The sequence below is a fragment of the Lentzea sp. CC55 genome (assembly GCF_021056325.1).
Lineage (GTDB): Bacteria > Actinomycetota > Actinomycetes > Mycobacteriales > Pseudonocardiaceae > Lentzea > Lentzea jiangxiensis.
In genome coordinates this window covers 278,918-296,551 of record NZ_JAJCXE010000056.1, presented here as the reverse complement: position 1 = coordinate 296,551, position 17,634 = coordinate 278,918, and the positions used below count along the sequence as shown (strand labels likewise).

Sequence of the window (17,634 nt, the reverse complement as noted above, 5' to 3'; positions counted from 1 at the left end):
TATGCCGTGCTCACCTCCCCATCTGGAGGAGGAACTCCGCGTTGCTCCGCGTCTTGCGCAGCCCGTCGAGGAGCACGTCGACGTCGCGTTCGGCCATGGCACGGCGGATCGCGTCCGTGATGGCGAGCTCGTGGCGCGACACCAGCAGTTCCGCCTTGCGCGTGCTGGACTGGTGCAGGTCCACCGCGGGGTAGACCCGGCGCTGCGCGGCCTTGCGGTCGAGCTTCAGCTCGGCGTTGCCGGTGCTCTTGAGCTCCTCGAAGATCGCGGTGTCGGCCAGCGACCCCGTCTCGACGAGCGCGGTGGCGAAGATCGTGAGGCTGCCGCCGTTCTCGATGTTGCGCGCGGCGCCGAGGAACTGCTTGGGCGGCGTCAGCGCCCTGGCGTCGATACCACCGCTGAGGATGCGTCCGCCGTTCGGTTGCGCGAGGTTGTAGGCCCGCCCCAGCCTCGTCAGCGAGTCGAGCAGGACGACGACGTCCTGCCCGTCCTCGACGAGCCTCTTCGCGCGCTCCACCGCGAGCTCGGCGACCCGGATGTGCTCGTCGGGGTGCTCGTCGAAGGTGGAGGTGAACAGCTCGCCCGGGATCGTCGTGCGCATGTCGGTGACCTCTTCCGGCCGTTCGCCGACGAGCGCGACGATGAGGTGGACGTCCGGGTGGTTCTTCGCGATCGCCTGCGCGATGTGTTGTAGCACAACGGTCTTGCCTGCTTTGGGCGGTGCGACGATCAACGCCCTCTGCCCCTTGCCGACCGGCATGACCAGGTCGACCGTCCGGCTGGTCAGCTCGTCCGCGTCGTGCTCGAGCCGCAGCCTTTCGTTGGGGTAGAGCGGAGTCAGGTCCTCGAACCTCGGGCGGCGGTGCGGCTTGAGCCCGTTGACCGTGTCGACGCTGACGAGCCTGTCGTTCTCGGCCTCACCGCTGATCCGGTCGCCGCGGCGCAGGTCGTGCTGCCGGACGAGGCTTTGCGGGACCTGAGGCCCGTCAACGAGAAATGCCTTGGTGTTGCGAATGTCGAGTACACCGAGGTGCATCGTGTCTGTCCTTTCAGGAGGGTGAAGTCGCGCTTCATCGACTCCGCACGTCCTGACGCGGGAGGAGAGCGCTCGCAGATGCAGCCGCATCTGAGGTGTGGGTCCGCCGGCTTTGCCGAAACCGGGGGACTGTCCGCTGCGAACCGGAGAAGGTCCAGCAGCTGGTCGGAACTCACGTGCGACTGGTCGCGCACTGCCGTTACAAGCGGACTGTAGCAGACAACGCCCGCAGCGCGCTCGCTATTCCGCGCACTTCTTCCACGAGAGCCGGAACGTGCTGCTCACGCTGGAGTCCGTCGAGTCCATCGTCAGGAAGCTGCCCGGACCCCTGCCGGTGACCTTCAGCTCGGTCTCGACGGTCAGCGGCTTGCGGTCCTTGCACGGCCCGTGCGCGATCCCGCTCGGCGTGTCCGTGACGTGCCAGTTGTCGCTCATCGCCTGGAGCTCGCGACTGCTGTGCCGCGTCGGGAACCCCGCGAACCGGTAGCTGTTCCGCACCACGCCGCGCGCTTTGTCCGTGAGGTGCGCGAACCCCCGGTAGTCGGTCGCCCCGATGCCGTACGCGTAGCCCGCCGCGTGGTGGAGCCTCAGCTCGATCGTGCAGCTCTTCTTGGCCTCACTGCCGTTGCCCTGCACCAGGAAGTCGCTGTAGGTGATCGTGAACGCCTGGTTGTCCCCGGACATCGCCACCGTCGTCGTGCCGGCCGGGCACCCCGTGCCCGCGACGCTCGTCACCTCGACCGCCACCGGCCCGGGAGGAGGCACCAGCGACGCCAGCAGTGCCACCACAGCCAACATCCGGGCCTCCTCACGTCACTGCAGGAGAACCTATCGAGCCGCGCAATCACGCGATCGGAGCAGCACGTCCTGCTGCGGTTCGGGGACACGGGCGGGGATGACCAGCGCGTCGACCGCGATCACCCCGTCCGGGCCTACCCGCACGGGGTTCAGTTCGATCTCCTGCAGGTCCGGTCTCGCCGCGAGCGTCTCCGACATTTCGGCGATCACGTCGGCCAACTGGGCCACATCCGCTTCCGGCTCACCGCGCCTGCCTGACAGCAGCGGCGCCGAGGTGAGGCGTTCGACCATCTCCCGTGCCGTGGCGGGAGTGACGGGTGCGAGCTCGACGGTGGTGTCCCTGACCAGTTCGGCGTGGATGCCGCCCACGCCCACCAGCACGACCGGGCCGAACGAGTGGTCCCTTCGTGCGCCGATGATGAGTTCGACGGTGTTCCTCCTGCTGTCCATCTCTTCCAGCACGTACGTGCCCGGTCCCAGCCGTGCCCGCATCTTCTCGAAGGCCGGGACGGGATCGGTGAGGTCGAGCTCCACTCCGCCGTGCTCGCTCTTGTGGGCGAGCCAGTCGGCTTTGAGCGCGAACGGCGGCCGGAGCTCGGTCGCCTCGATGTCGGCCGCCGTCGTGACGGCGTGGGCCCTGGGGAAGTCGACGAAGCTCAGGAGGTCGCGGGCCGCGAGGTAGCCCGGTCGGCAGGGTACGGCTTGGTCGGCTCTTCGAGCGGCTCGCCCGGCTTGATGTCCGGCATGGTCGGCTTTTCGAACGGACCGTTGCTCGAGCACGCCGAACCGTGCGGCGTCACCGAGCGCAGCCACCACCCGCTCGATCGTGTGCTGCACCGGCACCCCGCCTGCCCTGAGCACCCGCACCGCCGCGGACCCCTCCCGCATGCTGTGCACCACGACCGGCACGCCGGTTTCCCCTGCCAGCGCACAAATCCGTTCAGCGACCCCCACCTCGGCCGAGGCCAGCGAGGGCGTGTCCTCCCCGTAGCTGCCGAAGTACCCGGACAACACGACCGAGTCGACTTCTCCCCCGCGCACCAACACTTCCACGGCACGGGCGTAGTTCACCAGATCCCGTTCCCCCGCCCCCGCGAGGTCGACCGGGTTGCGCCGCGACGCTCCCTCCGGCAGCCCGTCCACCGCGGTCAGCGTCGGCACCACCAGTCCGGCCGTCACCGCGAGGTCCGCCGCGATCGCCCCCTGCCCGCCCGAGTCCGAGATGACCCCGACCCTCACCCCGCGCGGCGCCCCGGACGTGAGCACCGCCGCGAGGTCGACCAGGGCGGCCGGCGTGGAAACCCTGCGAGCACAGGCACGCCGGCAGGCCGCGTCGACAACGTCCAAAGAGGACGTCAACGCACCTGTGTGCGTCAAAGCCGCTTCCCGAGCCGCGACCGACGACCCGACCGTCAGCAGCACCACCGGTTTGCCCGCCGCCCGCAGCGCCGACATCGCCGCCACGATCCCGGGACCGAAACTCTCCAGGTACACGCCCACGACAGTGGTCAGGTCGTGGGACACCAGGTCCAGCAACGCCTCCGTCGCCGTCACGTCGGCCTGGTTGCCGACCGACACGAACCGCGAGATCCCGATCCCCGACGCCGCCGCGAACCCCGCGATCTCCAGACCCACCTGCCCGCTCTGCGACACCACGCCCAGCGAACCGGCCTGGAACTCACCCCACGCGAGGTGCAGCGACGTCGCCGCGTCGAACACCCCCAGGCAGTTCGGCCCGAGCAGCCGCGCCCCGGACTCGCGGATCCGGCCGATCACCCGGTCGTCGATTCCCGACGGGATGCCGACGAACCCACGCACCCCCACGGCCAACGCCTCGTCCACCACCGCCGGCACGTGAGCCGCGGGCACGGCGAGCACGACGAGTTCGGGCGCCTCGTCCAGTTCGGAGAGCGACCGCACCGTGGGCCGGCCGAGCACGGCGCCCCCGCCCCGGTTCACGAGGTGCACAGCGCGGCGGTCGTGACCGACGAGAGCGCCGCGAGCGAGCCAGTGACCCCACTTGGCGGGGTCGTCGCTGGCACCGACCACAGCGACGGACGCGGGATCGGAGAAGATCATCCGGCACCGAGGCCGCGGGAGATGATGAGCCGCTGGATGTCCGAGGTGCCTTCCTCGATCTCCTCGAGCTTGGCGTCGCGCATCCACCGCTCGACGGGGTAGTCACGGCTGTACCCGTTGCCGCCCAACGTCTGCACGGCCGCATGCGTGCACCACATGGCGTTCTCGGAACCGACGAGCTTCGCCATCGCCGACTCCTGCGCCACGTCGTGCCCCTCGTCGTACAGCGCCGCCGCCCGCACGGCCAGCAGGTGCGAGGTGTCGACGCGCGTCGCCATGTCCGCGAGCCGGAACGCCACCGCCTGGTGCCGGATGATCGGCACCCCGAACTGCTCGCGTTCCCGCGCATAGCCGCTCGCGAAGTCGAGCGCCGCGCGGGCGAGGCCGGTCGTGGCGGCGCCGATGAGGATGCGCGAGGCGTCGAACGTCCGCATCAGCCCGGCGAACCCCTGCCCCTCCTCGCCCAGCCGGTTCTCCACGGGCACGCGCACGTCGTCGAGGAACACCTCCGCGTTCACGATCGCCCGCTGCCCCATCTTCCTGAACGGCGGTCCGACCGAGAGCCCGGGCGCGTCCCGCGGCACCACGAACGCGGTCACCCCACGCGCACGCTTCGCCGGGTCGACCGTGGCGAAGATGACGAACATCTCGGCGTACGGGGCGTTGGAGATCCAGGTCTTCTGTCCGTTGAGGACGTACTCGTCGCCCTGCCTCCGCGCGGACGTCCGGATGCTCGCGGCATCCGAACCGCTGCCGGGCTCGGTGACCGCGACGGCCGTGAGCGGTGGTTGCTCCGTCCCCAGCGGGGTGAGGAACCGCTCCTGCTGCTCGGGCGTGCCGAGGTTCTCGACCGGCGCGCTGAAGAAACCGTTGGACGTGATCAGGTTGCCGATGCCGATGTCGCCGTGGCAGAGCTCCTGCTGGACCAGCACCTGGGTGAGCAGGTCGGTGACGCCGCCCCCGCCGAACCTCTCACCGATCATGAAACTCGTCAGCCCGAGCTTCGACGCCCTGTCCCAGACGTCGAGCGGCGACTCGGTGTCCGCCTCGTCGACGGCGCGGGCGCGCGGGCGGATCTCCTCGGCCGCGAACTCCCTCGCGAGCGCGACGAACTGTTCCTGTTCGGTGGTGAGCCGCAGGCCGTCTCGGACGGTCCGCCCCATCTCGCACTCCTAGATTGACTGACGAGTCAGTTACTCGCGGTCCACGGGGCAGCCTAGCTCCGGATCCGAGCCTGAGAAGAGCGCGAACGGGTGATGAACGCGCTGGTCGCCGGGGGTGTGACGGTGGGGGTGGGGAGACCTACGCGGAGTTGTCCACAGATCGCCCAACGGTGGGTTGACACGCGCGTTCGGGCGCTATTTCGGGGTGGAGGTTGGTGGTCAGCCCCCTGGGTGGGCGGGGCCTCTCCCGCGGCCGTCGCCCGGCTGCTTCGGGGATGGTCTCCGGCCGGCACCGGGAGCTCGGTCGTGTCGGAGCGAGGCGGTGGACCAGCCGCTCAGCCGCCGCAGAGTTCGGCGACGTTTGCACAGCCACCTGCGAGGCGGTGGGCCAGCCGCCCAGCCGCCGCAGAACTCGGCGACGTTCCCACAATCACCTGGGAGGCGGGCGCGCTGCCGCCCGACAGACGGCACCCGGCCGGTCCGCACGTCACGACCAGGCACCCGCACCGCTGGAGATGCCGCGCTTTCGGCACACCCCAGCACCGCACTGTTGGCGTGCCGACCGTAGAGATCATCGACGGCCCGAAGGTCGTGTCCCAGCCCGAGATCCACTACGTCGGCCTGCTGGTCATCACCCCGTTCCGGGGCATGCTCGCCGTGCGCGACAAGCTCATTGCCGAGCTCCACGAGCGGAATCTCCCCGAAGCGGGCCCCACCTTCCACCGCCTGAACGCCATCGACATGAACGGCGACATGGACATGGAGGCCGGAGGCGTCGAGCCGCACCAAGGCGAGGCCGCGCTTCCGGCGGGGAGCTACGCCACCCTCACCCACGTCGACCACGCCCGCCAGGCGAACAAGCTCCTCCTCGGCTGGACCGGCGCCAACGGCCGCGGGCTGGGCAGGGGGAACGACCCGGCCGGCGACCGCTTCGGCTGCCGCTACGAAGCGTTCCTGACCGACCCGAGAACTGAGCGCGGGAAGACGACCTGGCGGGTACAGCTCACCATCCGCCTGGCTGACGCTCAGTGAGCATCCCGCCGACGATGATCACCCGCCCGGAGCAACCCGGCTGACCGCGCACCACGCTCGACCCGGGCCCGGCGCCGCACACGGGTGAGGTACGCGGCCGGGTCGGAGCCCGGTGCAGGCTGGTGGCGCATTGCACTCGGATGGGTGACGCCTCAGACGTGCAGGGCGGCGCGGACGATCTCCAGCGCCTCCTGGCGGGTGAGACCCACCTCGACGGACATCGCCGCGTACTGGGCCGCCGCCGCGCGGACCCGTTCCCGGTTGCTGTCGCCGTTCGCGCTGACCACGGTGCCGGCGCGGCCCCGTGTCTCCACGAGGCCCGCTTCCTCCAGCTCGCGGTAGGCGCGCGCCACCGTGTTGACCGCCAGGCCCAGGTCCTTGGCCAGGGCGCGCACCGTGGGCAGCTTCGCCCCCACCGGCAGCTCCCGGTTCGAGATCGCGTGTGCGTAGTGCACCCGGACCTGCTCGTACGGAGGTGTCTCCCCCTGGTGATCGATCTTCACCACGCCGCTTCCTCCCCGCATGTAGCTACTTCTGTATTGACCAACGGAAGAAGGCGGCGAAGGTTGCGGTCGATTCACCTCGTAGTGGTCTGGTCCGCTCCCACCGGCTCGGGGCGCGCCGATGTCGTCATTCCGCGGCCTTCGGCGCCACGACGGTGCCACGCGCGCGCGTCACGACGATCGGTTCGGCCAGCACGCCGGCCGCCGAAGGTCCGCGCTCGGGTGCCGAGCGGCACACCACGCGGGCCTCGAACTCGATCTCGCGCGACCGCTTCCCGATGCGCACCAGCGTCGCCGTCGCCTCGACGACGTCGCCCGCCTGGATCGGCGCCGCGAACTCGACGGAGCTGTAGCCCGCGAACAGCCCCTCGTCCGAGTCGGTGTGGATGAGCATCTCCGTGGCGACGTCGCCGAACATGCCGAGCCCGTAGGCGCCGTCGACGAGGTTGCCCCCGTAGTGGGCGTGGGAGTGCGGCACGTACCGGCGGTGAGTCACCGAGAAACCTTCGACCAAAGCCCCGCTCACGCGGCGACCCCCTTCTTAGCCTGCATCGCGTGCACCAGGTAGCTCGCGACCTCACCCGGCGTGGTACCCCGGGAGAAAACTCGATCAACCCCGAGCTCGCCCGCCATCAGCGGGTCGAACCGGGGACCGCCGGCGACGAGCAGCGGCCGCCTGTCCCCCATCGCCTCGCGGAACGCCGCGGACATCTCCTGCGTGTTCAGGATGTGCGCGTCCCGCTGGGTCACGACCTGGGAGATCAGCACGGCGTCGGCCTTCTCCGCGCGGGCGCTGCGCACCAGCTCCGGAACGCTCACCTGCGCGCCGAGGTTCACGACCTTCAGCTCGCGGTAGTACTCCAGGCCCTTCTCGCCCGCGAAGCCCTTGATGTTGAGGATCGCGTCGATGCCGACGGTGTGCGCGTCCGTGCCGATGCAGCCGCCGACGACGACGAGCTTGCGCCGCAACACCTTCTTGAGCGTCGAGTTGACCTCGGCCGGGCTGAGCAACGGGTACTCGCGCTCGACGACCTTCACCTCGTCCAGGTCCACGAGGTGCTTCACCGAGCCGTAGACGACGAAGAACGTGAAGTCGTCGCCGATGGGGCTGGAGTGGACCACCATCGCGGGGTCCATGCCCATCTTGTTCGCGAGCTGCTGCGCCGCGCCGTCCGCCTTCGGGCCGAAGGGGACCGGCAGCGTGAACGACGTCTGGACCATGCCGTCGCCGGTGGTGTCGCCGTACGGCCGCACGTACCTCTTGGGATCGGTCACTGCGCCGCCTCCAGCATCTCGCTCGCGGGGTTGAAGTACGCGCCGGCCTTCTCGACGACGCCGTCCGCGCCCTTGCCCTTGTCCGCGGGCCGCTTCATCAGGCCGAACGTGCCGTCCGCGATCGCGTTGAGCAGCCCGTCGCCGACGATCCGCTCGAGCAGGTCGACGGCCTCGCCGAGGACCTGGTGCGCGCGCTTGACGATGAGCCCGTCCGGCGCGGGCCGGAAGTCCTCGGCCAGGCTGCCGGCCGCGTTCAGCACGTACCGCACGTTCTGCAGCGCGAGGTCGCGGTCGGAGAGGAACGGCGTCACGACCGCCTCGGTCATCATGCCGACGAGCAGGATGGACTGTCCGGTGAGGACGCCCGCGAGGTTGAAGAACCCGTCCAGCAGGTAGCCGTTGAACACGTCGCCGGTCATGTGCTTGGTCGGCGGCATCCACTTGAGCGGCGCGTCCGGGAAGAGCTCGCGCGCCAGCAGGGCGTGGGCGAGCTCCAGCCGGAACGAGTCGGGCACCTTCGGGTTGATCTCGAACGCGTGCCCGAGGCCCAGCAGGTGGTCGGGCAGTCCCGCCTCGTGGGCGAAGTGCTCGTTGAGGAGCTGGCTCACGGTGACGGTGTGGGCGGCGTCGACGGCGTCCGCGGTGGTGAGGTAGTTGTCCTCGCCGGTGTTGATGATGATGCCCGCGCGGGCGTGGACCTGGCGGGAGAAGCGCTGGTCGACGAACGTGCGGATCGGGTTGATGTCGCGGAACAGGATGCCGTACATCGAGTCGTTCAACATCATGTCGAGCCGCTGGAGCCCGGCCAGGACGGCGATCTCGGGCATGCAGAGCCCGGACGCGTAGTTGGTCAGCCGCACGTACCGGCCGACCTCCTTCGACACATCGTCGAGCGCCGCTCGCATGATCCGGAAGTTCTCCTGCGTGGCGTACGTGCCGGCGAACCCGTGGTGCGTGGCGCCTTCCGGCACGTAGTCGAGCAGCGACTGCCCCGTCGAGCGGATCACCGCGATGACGTCGGCGCCCGCGCGGGCCGCGTTCTGCGCCTGGACGACGTCCTCGTCGATGTCGCCGGTCGCGACGATGAGGTAGATCCACGGGCGCTGCGCGGGGTCGCCGAGCTTCGCCACGAGCTTGTCGCGCTGGACCTTGTTGCGGTCCACCGTCTTGAGCCCCTTGGCGACAGCGGACGTCGACGCCTTCCTGGCCGCGGTCAGGTCCCTGCCCGTGGGGATCTTGAACTGGACCTGCCCCGCCGCCGTCGCCTCGGCGAGCTCCGTGAGGCTGCCGAGGTTGTGCTCCCTGAGGGCGTGGAACGCCGGCAGCACCACGCCGTGCTCCAGCCCGCACTGCTCGCGGACCGTGTCGATCACGCGGTTGACCCACGGCACGTCACCGGCGCGGTGGGTGGAGTCCGCGCCGGTGATGCCGGCCAGGCGGAGTGTGGCGCGCTCGACGGCGACCGTGGTGTGCGCCTTCGCGAGCGACACCACCGGTTCGGCCGCCCGCGCGGCGAGTTCCCGCGCGGTGGCGACCACGTTCGGATCGAGGTCGAGCAACGCCATGAGTCACTTCCTTTCGTAGATAGTCCGGCCGTTCAGCACGGTCCGCACGCAGACGGGCGCCGGACCGGTCAGGTCGGGCAGTCCCGGCACACCCGAGCGCGGGTCGGTCGACCAGCGCTGCACCCGCGCGTCCGAGCCGGCCACGACGAGGTCACCGGTCTCCCACACGGCGTACGTCGCGGGAGCGCCTGGCTGCAGCGTGCCGGTCAGGCCGTCGTCCACGCCCGCCGCACGCCAGCCGCCGCGGGTGTGCGCGGTGAACGCGGCACGCGGCGACACGCCGAAGCCCTCGGTCTTGTGGTGCACCGCGGCGCGCACGGCAGCCCACGGGTCGATGGCCGTCACCGGGGTGTCCGAGCCGAACGCGAGCACGACGCCCGCGGCCGCGAGACGCGAAAAGGGGTTGAGCCCCACTCCGCGTTCGGCGCCGAGCCGCTGGGCGTACATGCCGGTCGGGCCGCCCCACTCGGCGTCGAAGAGCGGCTGCACGGAGGCGATGACACCCCACCGGGCCAGCTTCCCGGCCTGCTCGTGGGAGACCATTTCGACGTGTTCGAGGCGGTGGCGGGCGGAGGCCAGCTCCGGGGTGCCGAGCGCCTTCTCGGCGATCTCGAAGCCCTCGACCACGGCCGCCATGGCGGCGTCGCCGATGACGTGGAACCCGGCCTGCACCCCGAGCTCGGTGCACTTGACCAGGTGGTCGGCGATCTGCCGGGCGTCGAGGTAGAGCGCGCCGGACGTGTCCGCGTCGGCGTAGGGCTCGGTCAGCGCCGCCGTGCGCGAGCCCAGCGCGCCGTCGACGAAGTGGTCTCCGGCGAGGCCGCGCACCGCGACGCCCGGCAGGTCGTGGCCACCCCAGTAGGCCACGACCTCCGGTCCCCCGCCGTGGGCGAGGAGCTCGCGCAGGTCGTCCTCGCCGGAGATGTCCGGGCCGGCGCACTCGTGCACCGACGCGATGCCCTTCGACGCGGCGTGGTCGAGAAACGCGCGTTGCGCTGCCTGGCGCTGTTCGGACGTGATGGCCGCCTTGGCCGTGCCGCGCACGTGGTGGTGGGCAGCGCGGGAAAGAGGGCCGTCGGACGAGTAGCCGTCGGCCTTCCGGGCCTCGTCGGTGACCAGGTTCGAGGAGACCAGCGCCGAGTGCACGTCGATGCGCGACAGGTACACGGTCTTGCCCCGCGCGGCCTCGTCGATCTCGGCGCGCGTCGGCGGGCGGTTGTCCGGCCAGCGCGTCTCGTCCCAGCCGTGTCCCCACACGAGGGGCCCCTCGGCGGCGCGGACCGCGTCGAGCAGTTCGTCCACAGAGGACGTCTTGGTCAGGTCGAGGCCGGTCAGCAGCAGGCCGGCGGACGTGGCGTGCACGTGCGCGTCGACGAACGCGGGCGCGACGAACGCGCCGTTCAGCTCGATGACCTCGGCGTCCGGGTGCAGCGCGCGCCCGACCGAGTCCTGTCCGATCCACACGACGACGCCGTCCGTGATGGCCATGGCCGTCGCATCCGGTGCGTAGATGCGGCCGCCGACCAGAAGTTGCGTACTCACGTCACGCAGTCTGCCGTTGCTCGAACAGCGCCCGCACACCCGCCTGCGTCCGGACCAGGTCCAACGCGAACTCGGCGTGACCGGGCACATAGCCGTTGCCGACGATCATCTCCACGTCCGCCGCGAGACCCTCCGCTCCCAGAGCGGCGGCGCTGAACGAGGTCGCCATCGAGAAGAAGATCACCGTGCCGCCGTCCGCGGTCGCGAGGATGGCGCCGTGCTCGCATCCGGGCACGTCCACGCACACGACCGTGACGTCGACCTGCTTGCCCACGGCCTCGGCGACGGCGACCGGGTTGCGCGCGTCCGCGATCACGACCTCGTCCGCGAGACCGGACTTGCGGACCTGCTCGGCCTCGCGTTCGGTCGGCACGAGGGCGACGAGACGTTGCGCACCGGCCTGACGTGCTGCCGCAAGAGAGAGCGACCCGGACTTACCGCCACCGCCGAGCACCAGCACGGACCCACCGGGGTGCTTGCGCACCACACGGTCGGTCAGTGCCGGTGCACCGCACACGTCGAGCACGGACAGCGCCAGCTCGTGGGGCATGTCGTCCGGCAGCACGGCCGCGATCGACCGCCCGAACAGCACCGCGGTCCCCCGGCACGGCACCTGCTCGTCCTCGCCGTCCCAGTCCTGCAGCCCGTCGTTGATCCTCAACGGCGTGAGCGTGAGGCTCACCAGCGTCGCGATCCGGTCGCCCGCCCGCAGCCCGAGCGGCGACCGCGGGCCCACCTCGAGCACGGTGCCGAGCAGCATGCCGCCCGAGCCGGTGACGGGGTTCTGCATCTTGCCGCGCTCGGCGACGATGTCGAGCACGGCCTGACGCACCTTCTCGCCGCTGCCGTGCTCCTCCCTGAGCTGCCGGAAGGAGGCCGCGTCCAGGTTGAGGCGCTCGACAGCGACGATCACCTCGTCGTCCGCGGGTACGGGGTCCGCGTCGAGCCGCCACGCCTGCTGCGGCAGAACACCGGCAGGCTCCAGGACGCGGTGCAGTCCGTACGCGCTCACGCGAAAATCCTTCGGTCGACGACGCTGTCTCGAAGATATCTTCACGTGAGCCGTCAAGATTGCGCAAGTATCACTCGGTGGTGACGCGGTACCAGCGGCAGTCGTAGGGCGCGAGGTCCACCTTGGCACCGGTCTTCGCCGGCTTGACGGTCTCCCCCGTCATCACGTTCGTGAGCACGCCCTCGGCGGGCACCCGCACCGTGATCTCCTGGTCCGCGAAGTTGTGCACGGCGATCACCGCCTCGCCGTCGCAGTCCGCGCGATGGGCGAACACGGTCGGATCACCCACGTCGAGCACCTGGACCTCGCCCCAGGCCAGCTCGGGGCACTCGCGGTAGCACTCGACGAGCCGCCGCATCCAGTTCAGCAGCGAGTCCTCGTCGTGGCGCTGGCGTCCCGCCTCCTCCCAGTCCATCGGCACGCGCACCGCCAGCCTGCCCTCCAGCGACAGGTCCTCCTCCAGCCCGATCTCCTCGCCGTAGAACAGCACGGGCGTGCCCGGCAGCGTGAACAGCAGGCTGTAGACCATCCGGATGCGGCGCTGGTCGCCGCCGAGCATGCCGGGGAGCCTCCGCCGCAGCCCACGTCCGTAGAGCTGCATCTCCGGGTCGGGGCCGAACGCGTCGAAGACCTCCTGGCGTTCGTCGACGGGCAGCTTGTCCAGCGTCAGCTCGTCGTGGTTGCGGACGAACGTCGCCCAGTGGCCGTCGCGCGGCGGCTTCGGCCGTTCCTGCAGGGCCTTGGTCAGCGGCCCGCACGACCCGCGGGCGAGCGCGAGGTACATCGCCTGCATGCCCACGAAGTCGAAGCACATCGTCAGCTCGTCGCCGACGCCCTGGCCGTAGAACGGCATCGTGTCCTTGTACGGCAGGTTCACCTCGCCCAGCAGCACGCCCTCGCCGTTGCGGCGGTTGAGGAACGCGCGCAGGTCCGTGAGGTAGTCGTGCGGGTCGGGCAGTTCGAGGGCGTCCTTCGCGTCGTTGTGCTCCAGCAGGAACGGCACGGCGTCCACGCGGAAGCCGCTCAGGCCCAGCTCCATCCAGAAGCCCATGATCCTGGCGATCTCGTCGCGCACCTCGGGGTTCGCGACGTTCAGGTCCGGCTGGTGCTTGTAGAAGCGGTGCAGGTAGTACTTCCCGACCTCCTCCGAGTACTCCCAGAGGCTGTTCTCCTTGTCGGGGAACGTGATGCCCTGCGGACCGTCCTCCTGCGGCTCGTCCTCCCAGACGTACCAGTCCCGTTTGGACGGGTCGTGGAACCACGGGTGCTGGTCGGACGTGTGGTTGACGACCAGGTCGGCGATCACCCGCAGGCCCCGGTCGCGGCAGGCGCGCACGAACTCGACGAAGTCGCCGAGCGAGCCCAGCCGCGGGTCGACGTTGTAGAAGTCGGTGATGTCGTAGCCGTCGTCGCGTTCCGCCGTTGGGTAGAACGGCATCAGCCACACACACGTGACGCCCAAGGCGTGCAGGTGGTCAAGGCGTTCCGTGGCGCCGCGGAAACCCTCGTCGGAGAAGGTCTCCACGTCGAGGCAGTAGAGGACGGCGTTCTTCCACCAGACGTCCGAGGTGCGGATCACCGCGTCACCTCCGGCAGCACGTGCTCGCCGAACGCGTCCACGAACGGCAGCAGGTCCTGGCCGACGTGGTGCAGGTAGATCTCCTCGAACCCGAGCGAGGCGTACGTCTGCAACTGCTCGGCGTGCCACTTCAGGTCCGCGGAGATGTTGACGACCTCCGCGACCTGCTCCGGCGTGACCTTCTCGGAGACGACGTCGAAGTGCTCGGCCAGCTCGAGGTCCCAGCAGACCGGCGGGCGGAAGATGTTGCTGCGCCACTGGTCGTGCGCGATCGCGGACGCGGCGTCGTCGTTCTCGGCCCAGCTCAGGTGCACCTGCAGGTGGAGCTTGCCCCTGCCGCCGGCGTCGCGGTAGGCGTCGGCCACGGTGCGCAGCCGCTCCGGGGACGCGTTGACGGTGATCAGGCCGTCCGCCCACGAGGCGCACCACCGCGCGGTCTCCGGGCTCACCGCGGCGCCGATCAGCAGCGGCACCTCGTCGGGCAACGTCCAGAGCTTGGCGCGGTCGACCGTGACCAGGCCGTCGTGGCTGACCTCCTCGCCGGACAGCAGCGCGCGGATGACGTCGACGCACTCGCGCAGGCGTGCCGTGCGGATGTCCTTGCGGGGCCAGCCGTCCCCGGTGATGTGCTCGTTGCTCGCCTCGCCGGTGCCGAGCGCGGCCCAGAACCGGCCGGGGTTCATCGCGGCGAGCGTGCCGATCGCCTGGGCGGTGATCGCCGGGTGGTAGCGCTGGCCCGGTGCCGTGACCACGCCGAACGGGAGGTTCGTGGCCTGCAGCGCCGCGCCGAGCCAGGACCAGGCGTACCCGGACTGGCCCTGGCGCGCGCTCCACGGCGAGAAGTGGTCGGAGCACATCGCGGCGCCGAACCCGGCCTCCTCGGCCCTGCGCACGGCGGTGAGCAGGTCGGTGGGGTGTATCTGCTCGTGGGATGCGTGGATGCCGTAGACGGTCATGTGACTTCAGTACCCAAAGAGAACTTTGGGGAAGCTTTGAACCGATCCCCGACGGCGCCCGTGTTGGGTGAGGCACCCTCACCGCGGAGGAGGAACGGCGATGTTCAACGAGACCAGGCTCGGCACCGCCACCGTCGTCGAGTTCATCCGGCCGGACGGCTCGGCCGAGCCCATGGACGTCGACCTCCAGTACCGGTCGGACGATCCGCATGCCGTGACCATGCGTTTTCACACGAAGGACCAGGAGTCGGTCTGGCTGGTCGGGCGCGCGCTGCTCTCCGAGGGCCTGCTGTCGCCCGCCGGTCTCGGCGACGTGCGGCTGCGCCCCGCCGACGGTGACGTGCTCGTGCTGGAACTGCTCACCGAGGACTCGCACGCGGTCTTCCACCTGTCGGCCGAGGAGCTGCGCCGGTTCCTGAAGTCCACCTACGCCGCCGTGCCCGCCGGCCAGGAGGTCTTCGACTGGGACCTGCTGATGAAGGACCTGCTGGGCTAGAGGCGCAGGCCGAGCACGAGCTCGTCCGCGGAGTCGATCACGCGGAAGCCGAGGTGCTCCCAGAAGCCGATCGCGTGTGTGTTGTGGTGCCGCACGTGCACATGCACGCCCTTCTCCAGGCGTTCGAGGACGCTCCGAACGAGCGCGCCGCCGAGCCCCCGGCCCTGCGCACGCGGCAGCAGGTTCGCGTGCAGGTGCGCCGGGTAGGCGCGCACCATGATCGGGTCGACCCGCGCCGGCCGGTGGACCAGCTGCACGACGCGGTTCGCGTTCGGCCTCAGTGGATAGCGAACGCGCAGGTCAGGCCACCAGTCGCGGTCGCAGCGGTCTTCGAACGCCTCCGTGTCGGCCGTCGCCAGCGCGTACCCGCAGACGCCGAGGTCGTCCTCCGCCACGAACGCCAGATCAGGCTCGAACGCCACGTACGGCCCGACGTAGGCGTGCCCCAGCAGGCGCGGGTCGTCGAACAGGTGCCGCGCACCCTGGCCGCCCTCGCCCGTGTCGAGGCAGATGTCGTAGAGCGCGTCCAGGTCGGACGGGTCGTACGCCCGGATCACGTCAGCTCGCGCCGCTCCGTGATGACCACCGGACCGGCGTCGACGTCGAGCACCTCGCCCTCGACGACCTGACCGGCTCCGAAGCGGCGTTCGTGCTCGAACTTGAGCGCCGCCGCCTCCGCCTTGCGCGCGACCCGCCTGCTCACGAGCTTGCGCGTGGGCGGGAACAGCAGGAACAACGCCACCACGTCGCTGATGAAACCCGGCACCATGATCAACGCACCGGCCGCCGCGATGAGCACGCCGTCGGCCATCTCCTGGTGCGGCTGCTGGCGCTGGAACACCGACTCGCGGAACGCGGCCAGCGTCTGCGCGCCCTGCCGGCGCACCAGCGACAGACCGACGAGGGTGCCGACCAGGAGCAGAGCGATCATCCAGAGCCCGCCGATGGCGTTGCCGACGGCGACCATGACCGCGACCTCGGCGAAGAAGCCGAGCAGCAGCAGCGCGAGAAGGGGCATGCCTGATGAACGCACGAGAGCCGCCGATTGCTCCCGACCCCGCCTCCACCAAGCCTTGATCTGAAATATTTACGGCAAGCTGGCGGTGTGACAGGATATCTTTACGCGACCTCGACGCTGAGGAGTACGGATGACCGCGCTGCACGACGCCCCCACGGCGCTGGAGCGGCTGGACCGCCAGCCGTACACGTATGTCCGCCGTGAGCTGGTCGAACCGGACTGGCGACGCTTCCCCGGCTGGTCACACGTGACCGAGGCGCAGTGGCGCGACGCCCAGTGGCAGCGCGTGAACTGCGTGAAGAACGTGAAGCAGCTCCGCAAGGTCGCGGGCGACCTGCTGACCGACAAGTTCTACGACGACCTCGCCACGGACCAGTCGGCGTTCGCCACGATGTCGATGCTGATCCCGCCGCAGATGTTCAACACGATGGCGGTCGACGCGGACCTGAACCCGGACGCCTTCACCGAGGCGTTCCTGAACGACCCGGTCCGCCGCTACATGCTCCCGGTCGTCTCCGACCGCGACCCGAACTGGCCGTCGCACCCGCACTCCCAGCGCGACTCGCTGCACGAGGCGGAGATGTGGGTCGTCGAAGGACTGACCCACCGCTACCCCACCAAGGTCCTCGCCGAGATGGTGTCGACCTGTCCCCAGTACTGCGGCCACTGCACCCGCATGGACCTGGTCGGCAACTCCACGCCGTTGATCGACAAGCACAAGCTCTCGCTCAAGCCGGTCGACCGCCAGGACCAGATGATCGAGTACCTGAAGAAGACCCCGGGCGTCCGCGACGTCGTGGTCTCCGGCGGCGACGTGGCCAACGTCCCGTGGCCGCAGCTCGAGTCGTTCCTGATGCGCCTGCTCGACATCGAGACGGTCCGCGACGTCCGCCTGGCCACCAAGGCCCTGGCCGGTCTGCCGCAACACTGGCTGCAGCCCCGCGTCGTCGAGGGCCTGGAGCGCGTGGCGCGCACCGCCTCACGCCGCGGCGTCAACCTCGCGATCCACACGCACGTGAACCACGCCCAATCCGTGACGCCGCTCGTCGCCGAGGCCGCCCGGACCGCTCTGGAGGTCGGCGTCCGCGACGTGCGCAACCAGGGCGTCCTGATGAAGGGCGTCAACGCCACCTCGGACGACCTGCTGGACCTCTGCTTCGCGCTGCAAGGGGAAGCGAACATCCTGCCGTACTACTTCTACATGTGCGACATGATCCCCAACGCCGAGCACTGGCGGGTGGCGGTGTGGGAGGCGCAGGAACTGCAGCACGCGATCATGGGCTACCTGCCCGGCTACGCGACGCCACGGATCGTGTGCGACGTGCCGTACGTCGGGAAGCGGTGGGTGCACCAGCTCGCGGAGTACGACCGGGAGCTCGGGATCTCCTACTGGACCAAGAACTACCGGACCGGGATCGAGCTCGAGGACCCGGAGGCGCTGGACCGGCGCTACCCCTACTACGACCCGATCTCCACGCTCGGTGAGGCCGGTCAGAAGTGGTGGACCGAGCAGGCCTGATGGGCGCGTATGGGGCCGTTTCCGGGACATCTTCCGGAGGCGGCCCCATCGGCGTTTCCAG

17 protein-coding genes are annotated in these 17,634 nt (G+C 70.1%); 3 read left to right on the top strand and 14 right to left on the bottom strand.

Features of this window, described 5'->3' with window-relative positions; all coding sequences use genetic code 11:
- Nucleotides 1–10 precede the first annotated feature (10 nt).
- The 4 genes from rho to L6E10_RS36235 form a co-directional block, all read right to left on the bottom strand.
- Nucleotides 11–1,036, bottom strand: a complete 1,026-nt coding sequence (gene rho, locus L6E10_RS36250; RefSeq protein WP_308102951.1) for a transcription termination factor Rho — start codon at nucleotides 1,034–1,036, stop codon at nucleotides 11–13.
- Between the two features lie 240 nt (nucleotides 1,037–1,276).
- Nucleotides 1,277–1,834: a DUF4360 domain-containing protein gene (locus L6E10_RS36245; RefSeq protein ID WP_236224680.1), complete on the bottom strand. Its 558-nt coding sequence runs from the start codon at nucleotides 1,832–1,834 to the stop codon at nucleotides 1,277–1,279.
- Nucleotides 1,835–1,864: 30 nt separating this feature from the next.
- A complete protein-coding gene (locus L6E10_RS36240; protein ID WP_236224679.1) occupies nucleotides 1,865–3,913 on the bottom strand; it encodes an acetate--CoA ligase family protein in 2,049 nt (682 codons plus the stop codon).
- Nucleotides 3,910–5,076 carry an acyl-CoA dehydrogenase family protein gene (locus tag L6E10_RS36235; RefSeq protein ID WP_236224678.1) on the bottom strand — a complete coding sequence of 389 codons (1,167 nt, stop codon included), beginning with the start codon at nucleotides 5,074–5,076 and terminating at the stop codon, nucleotides 3,910–3,912. Before L6E10_RS36235 ends, L6E10_RS36240 begins: the two co-directional genes overlap by 4 nt.
- 555 nt (nucleotides 5,077–5,631) lie before the next feature.
- Here L6E10_RS36235 and L6E10_RS36230 point away from each other — a divergent pair.
- Entirely contained in the window at nucleotides 5,632–6,108 is a 477-nt protein-coding gene (locus tag L6E10_RS36230; RefSeq protein WP_236224677.1) for a GyrI-like domain-containing protein, read from the top strand.
- 152 nt (nucleotides 6,109–6,260) lie between these two features.
- On the opposite strand, the gene L6E10_RS36225 is transcribed toward L6E10_RS36230, so the two are convergent.
- The 8 genes from L6E10_RS36225 to L6E10_RS36190 all read right to left on the bottom strand — a co-directional run bounded on the left by L6E10_RS36225 (nucleotide 6,261) and on the right by L6E10_RS36190 (nucleotide 14,540).
- Entirely contained in the window at nucleotides 6,261–6,614 is a 354-nt protein-coding gene (locus tag L6E10_RS36225) for a GntR family transcriptional regulator (RefSeq protein WP_236224676.1), read from the bottom strand.
- Between the two features lie 124 nt (nucleotides 6,615–6,738).
- Nucleotides 6,739–7,107 carry a hotdog fold domain-containing protein gene (locus tag L6E10_RS36220; RefSeq protein WP_236224675.1) on the bottom strand — a complete coding sequence of 123 codons (369 nt, stop codon included), beginning with the start codon at nucleotides 7,105–7,107 and terminating at the stop codon, nucleotides 6,739–6,741.
- A gap of 26 nt (nucleotides 7,108–7,133) precedes the next feature.
- Nucleotides 7,134–7,886, bottom strand: a complete 753-nt coding sequence (locus L6E10_RS41070) for an OAM dimerization domain-containing protein (RefSeq protein ID WP_236224674.1) — start codon at nucleotides 7,884–7,886, stop codon at nucleotides 7,134–7,136.
- Nucleotides 7,883–9,451: a lysine 5,6-aminomutase subunit alpha gene (locus L6E10_RS36210; RefSeq protein ID WP_236224673.1), complete on the bottom strand. Its 1,569-nt coding sequence runs from the start codon at nucleotides 9,449–9,451 to the stop codon at nucleotides 7,883–7,885. Before L6E10_RS36210 ends, L6E10_RS41070 begins: the two co-directional genes overlap by 4 nt.
- 3 nt (nucleotides 9,452–9,454) lie before the next feature.
- Complete coding sequence (locus tag L6E10_RS36205) at nucleotides 9,455–11,002, bottom strand: amidohydrolase (protein WP_236225071.1); 1,548 nt, start codon at nucleotides 11,000–11,002, stop codon at nucleotides 9,455–9,457.
- Complete coding sequence (locus L6E10_RS36200) at nucleotides 10,995–12,005, bottom strand: L-erythro-3,5-diaminohexanoate dehydrogenase (protein ID WP_236224672.1); 1,011 nt, start codon at nucleotides 12,003–12,005, stop codon at nucleotides 10,995–10,997. Before L6E10_RS36200 ends, L6E10_RS36205 begins: the two co-directional genes overlap by 8 nt.
- A gap of 70 nt (nucleotides 12,006–12,075) precedes the next feature.
- Nucleotides 12,076–13,584 (bottom strand): alpha-amylase family protein, encoded by a 1,509-nt coding sequence (locus L6E10_RS41065; RefSeq protein ID WP_236224671.1) that lies wholly within the window; start codon nucleotides 13,582–13,584, stop codon nucleotides 12,076–12,078.
- Nucleotides 13,581–14,540 (bottom strand): TIGR03885 family FMN-dependent LLM class oxidoreductase, encoded by a 960-nt coding sequence (locus L6E10_RS36190; protein WP_236224670.1) that lies wholly within the window; start codon nucleotides 14,538–14,540, stop codon nucleotides 13,581–13,583. Before L6E10_RS36190 ends, L6E10_RS41065 begins: the two co-directional genes overlap by 4 nt.
- Nucleotides 14,541–14,640: 100 nt before the next feature.
- Here L6E10_RS36190 and L6E10_RS36185 point away from each other — a divergent pair, with 100 nt between their 5' ends.
- The gene (locus L6E10_RS36185; RefSeq protein ID WP_090098803.1) at nucleotides 14,641–15,036 is read left to right on the top strand and encodes an SsgA family sporulation/cell division regulator; all 396 of its coding nucleotides are present in this window, start codon (nucleotides 14,641–14,643) and stop codon (nucleotides 15,034–15,036) included.
- Here L6E10_RS36185 and L6E10_RS41060 read toward each other — a convergent pair.
- Together L6E10_RS41060 and L6E10_RS36175 are read right to left on the bottom strand one after the other, a co-directional pair.
- Entirely contained in the window at nucleotides 15,033–15,593 is a 561-nt protein-coding gene (locus L6E10_RS41060; protein ID WP_236224669.1) for a GNAT family N-acetyltransferase, read from the bottom strand. The two genes, L6E10_RS36185 and L6E10_RS41060, sit on opposite strands and share 4 nt — an antisense overlap.
- Nucleotides 15,590–16,054: an FxsA family protein gene (locus tag L6E10_RS36175; RefSeq protein ID WP_236224668.1), complete on the bottom strand. Its 465-nt coding sequence runs from the start codon at nucleotides 16,052–16,054 to the stop codon at nucleotides 15,590–15,592. Before L6E10_RS36175 ends, L6E10_RS41060 begins: the two co-directional genes overlap by 4 nt.
- A 130-nt stretch (nucleotides 16,055–16,184) precedes the next feature.
- On the opposite strand from L6E10_RS36175, the gene L6E10_RS36170 reads away from it, so the two are divergent.
- Entirely contained in the window at nucleotides 16,185–17,573 is a 1,389-nt protein-coding gene (locus L6E10_RS36170; RefSeq protein ID WP_236224667.1) for a KamA family radical SAM protein, read from the top strand.
- The last annotated feature ends 61 nt before the right edge of the window (nucleotides 17,574–17,634 follow it).

Coding starts and splice junctions, on each gene's coding strand:
- rho (WP_308102951.1), bottom strand. CDS start 1,036: ATGCACCTCGGTGTACTCGACATTCGCAACACCAAGGCATTTCTCGTT.
- L6E10_RS36245 (WP_236224680.1), bottom strand. CDS start 1,834: ATGTTGGCTGTGGTGGCACTGCTGGCGTCGCTGGTGCCTCCTCCCGGG.
- L6E10_RS36240 (WP_236224679.1), bottom strand. CDS start 3,913: ATGATCTTCTCCGATCCCGCGTCCGTCGCTGTGGTCGGTGCCAGCGAC.
- L6E10_RS36235 (WP_236224678.1), bottom strand. CDS start 5,076: ATGGGGCGGACCGTCCGAGACGGCCTGCGGCTCACCACCGAACAGGAA.
- L6E10_RS36210 (WP_236224673.1), bottom strand. CDS start 9,451: ATGGCGTTGCTCGACCTCGATCCGAACGTGGTCGCCACCGCGCGGGAA.
- L6E10_RS36190 (WP_236224670.1), bottom strand. CDS start 14,540: ATGACCGTCTACGGCATCCACGCATCCCACGAGCAGATACACCCCACC.
- L6E10_RS36185 (WP_090098803.1), top strand. CDS start 14,641: ATGTTCAACGAGACCAGGCTCGGCACCGCCACCGTCGTCGAGTTCATC.
- L6E10_RS36175 (WP_236224668.1), bottom strand. CDS start 16,054: ATGCCCCTTCTCGCGCTGCTGCTGCTCGGCTTCTTCGCCGAGGTCGCG.
- L6E10_RS36170 (WP_236224667.1), top strand. CDS start 16,185: ATGACCGCGCTGCACGACGCCCCCACGGCGCTGGAGCGGCTGGACCGC.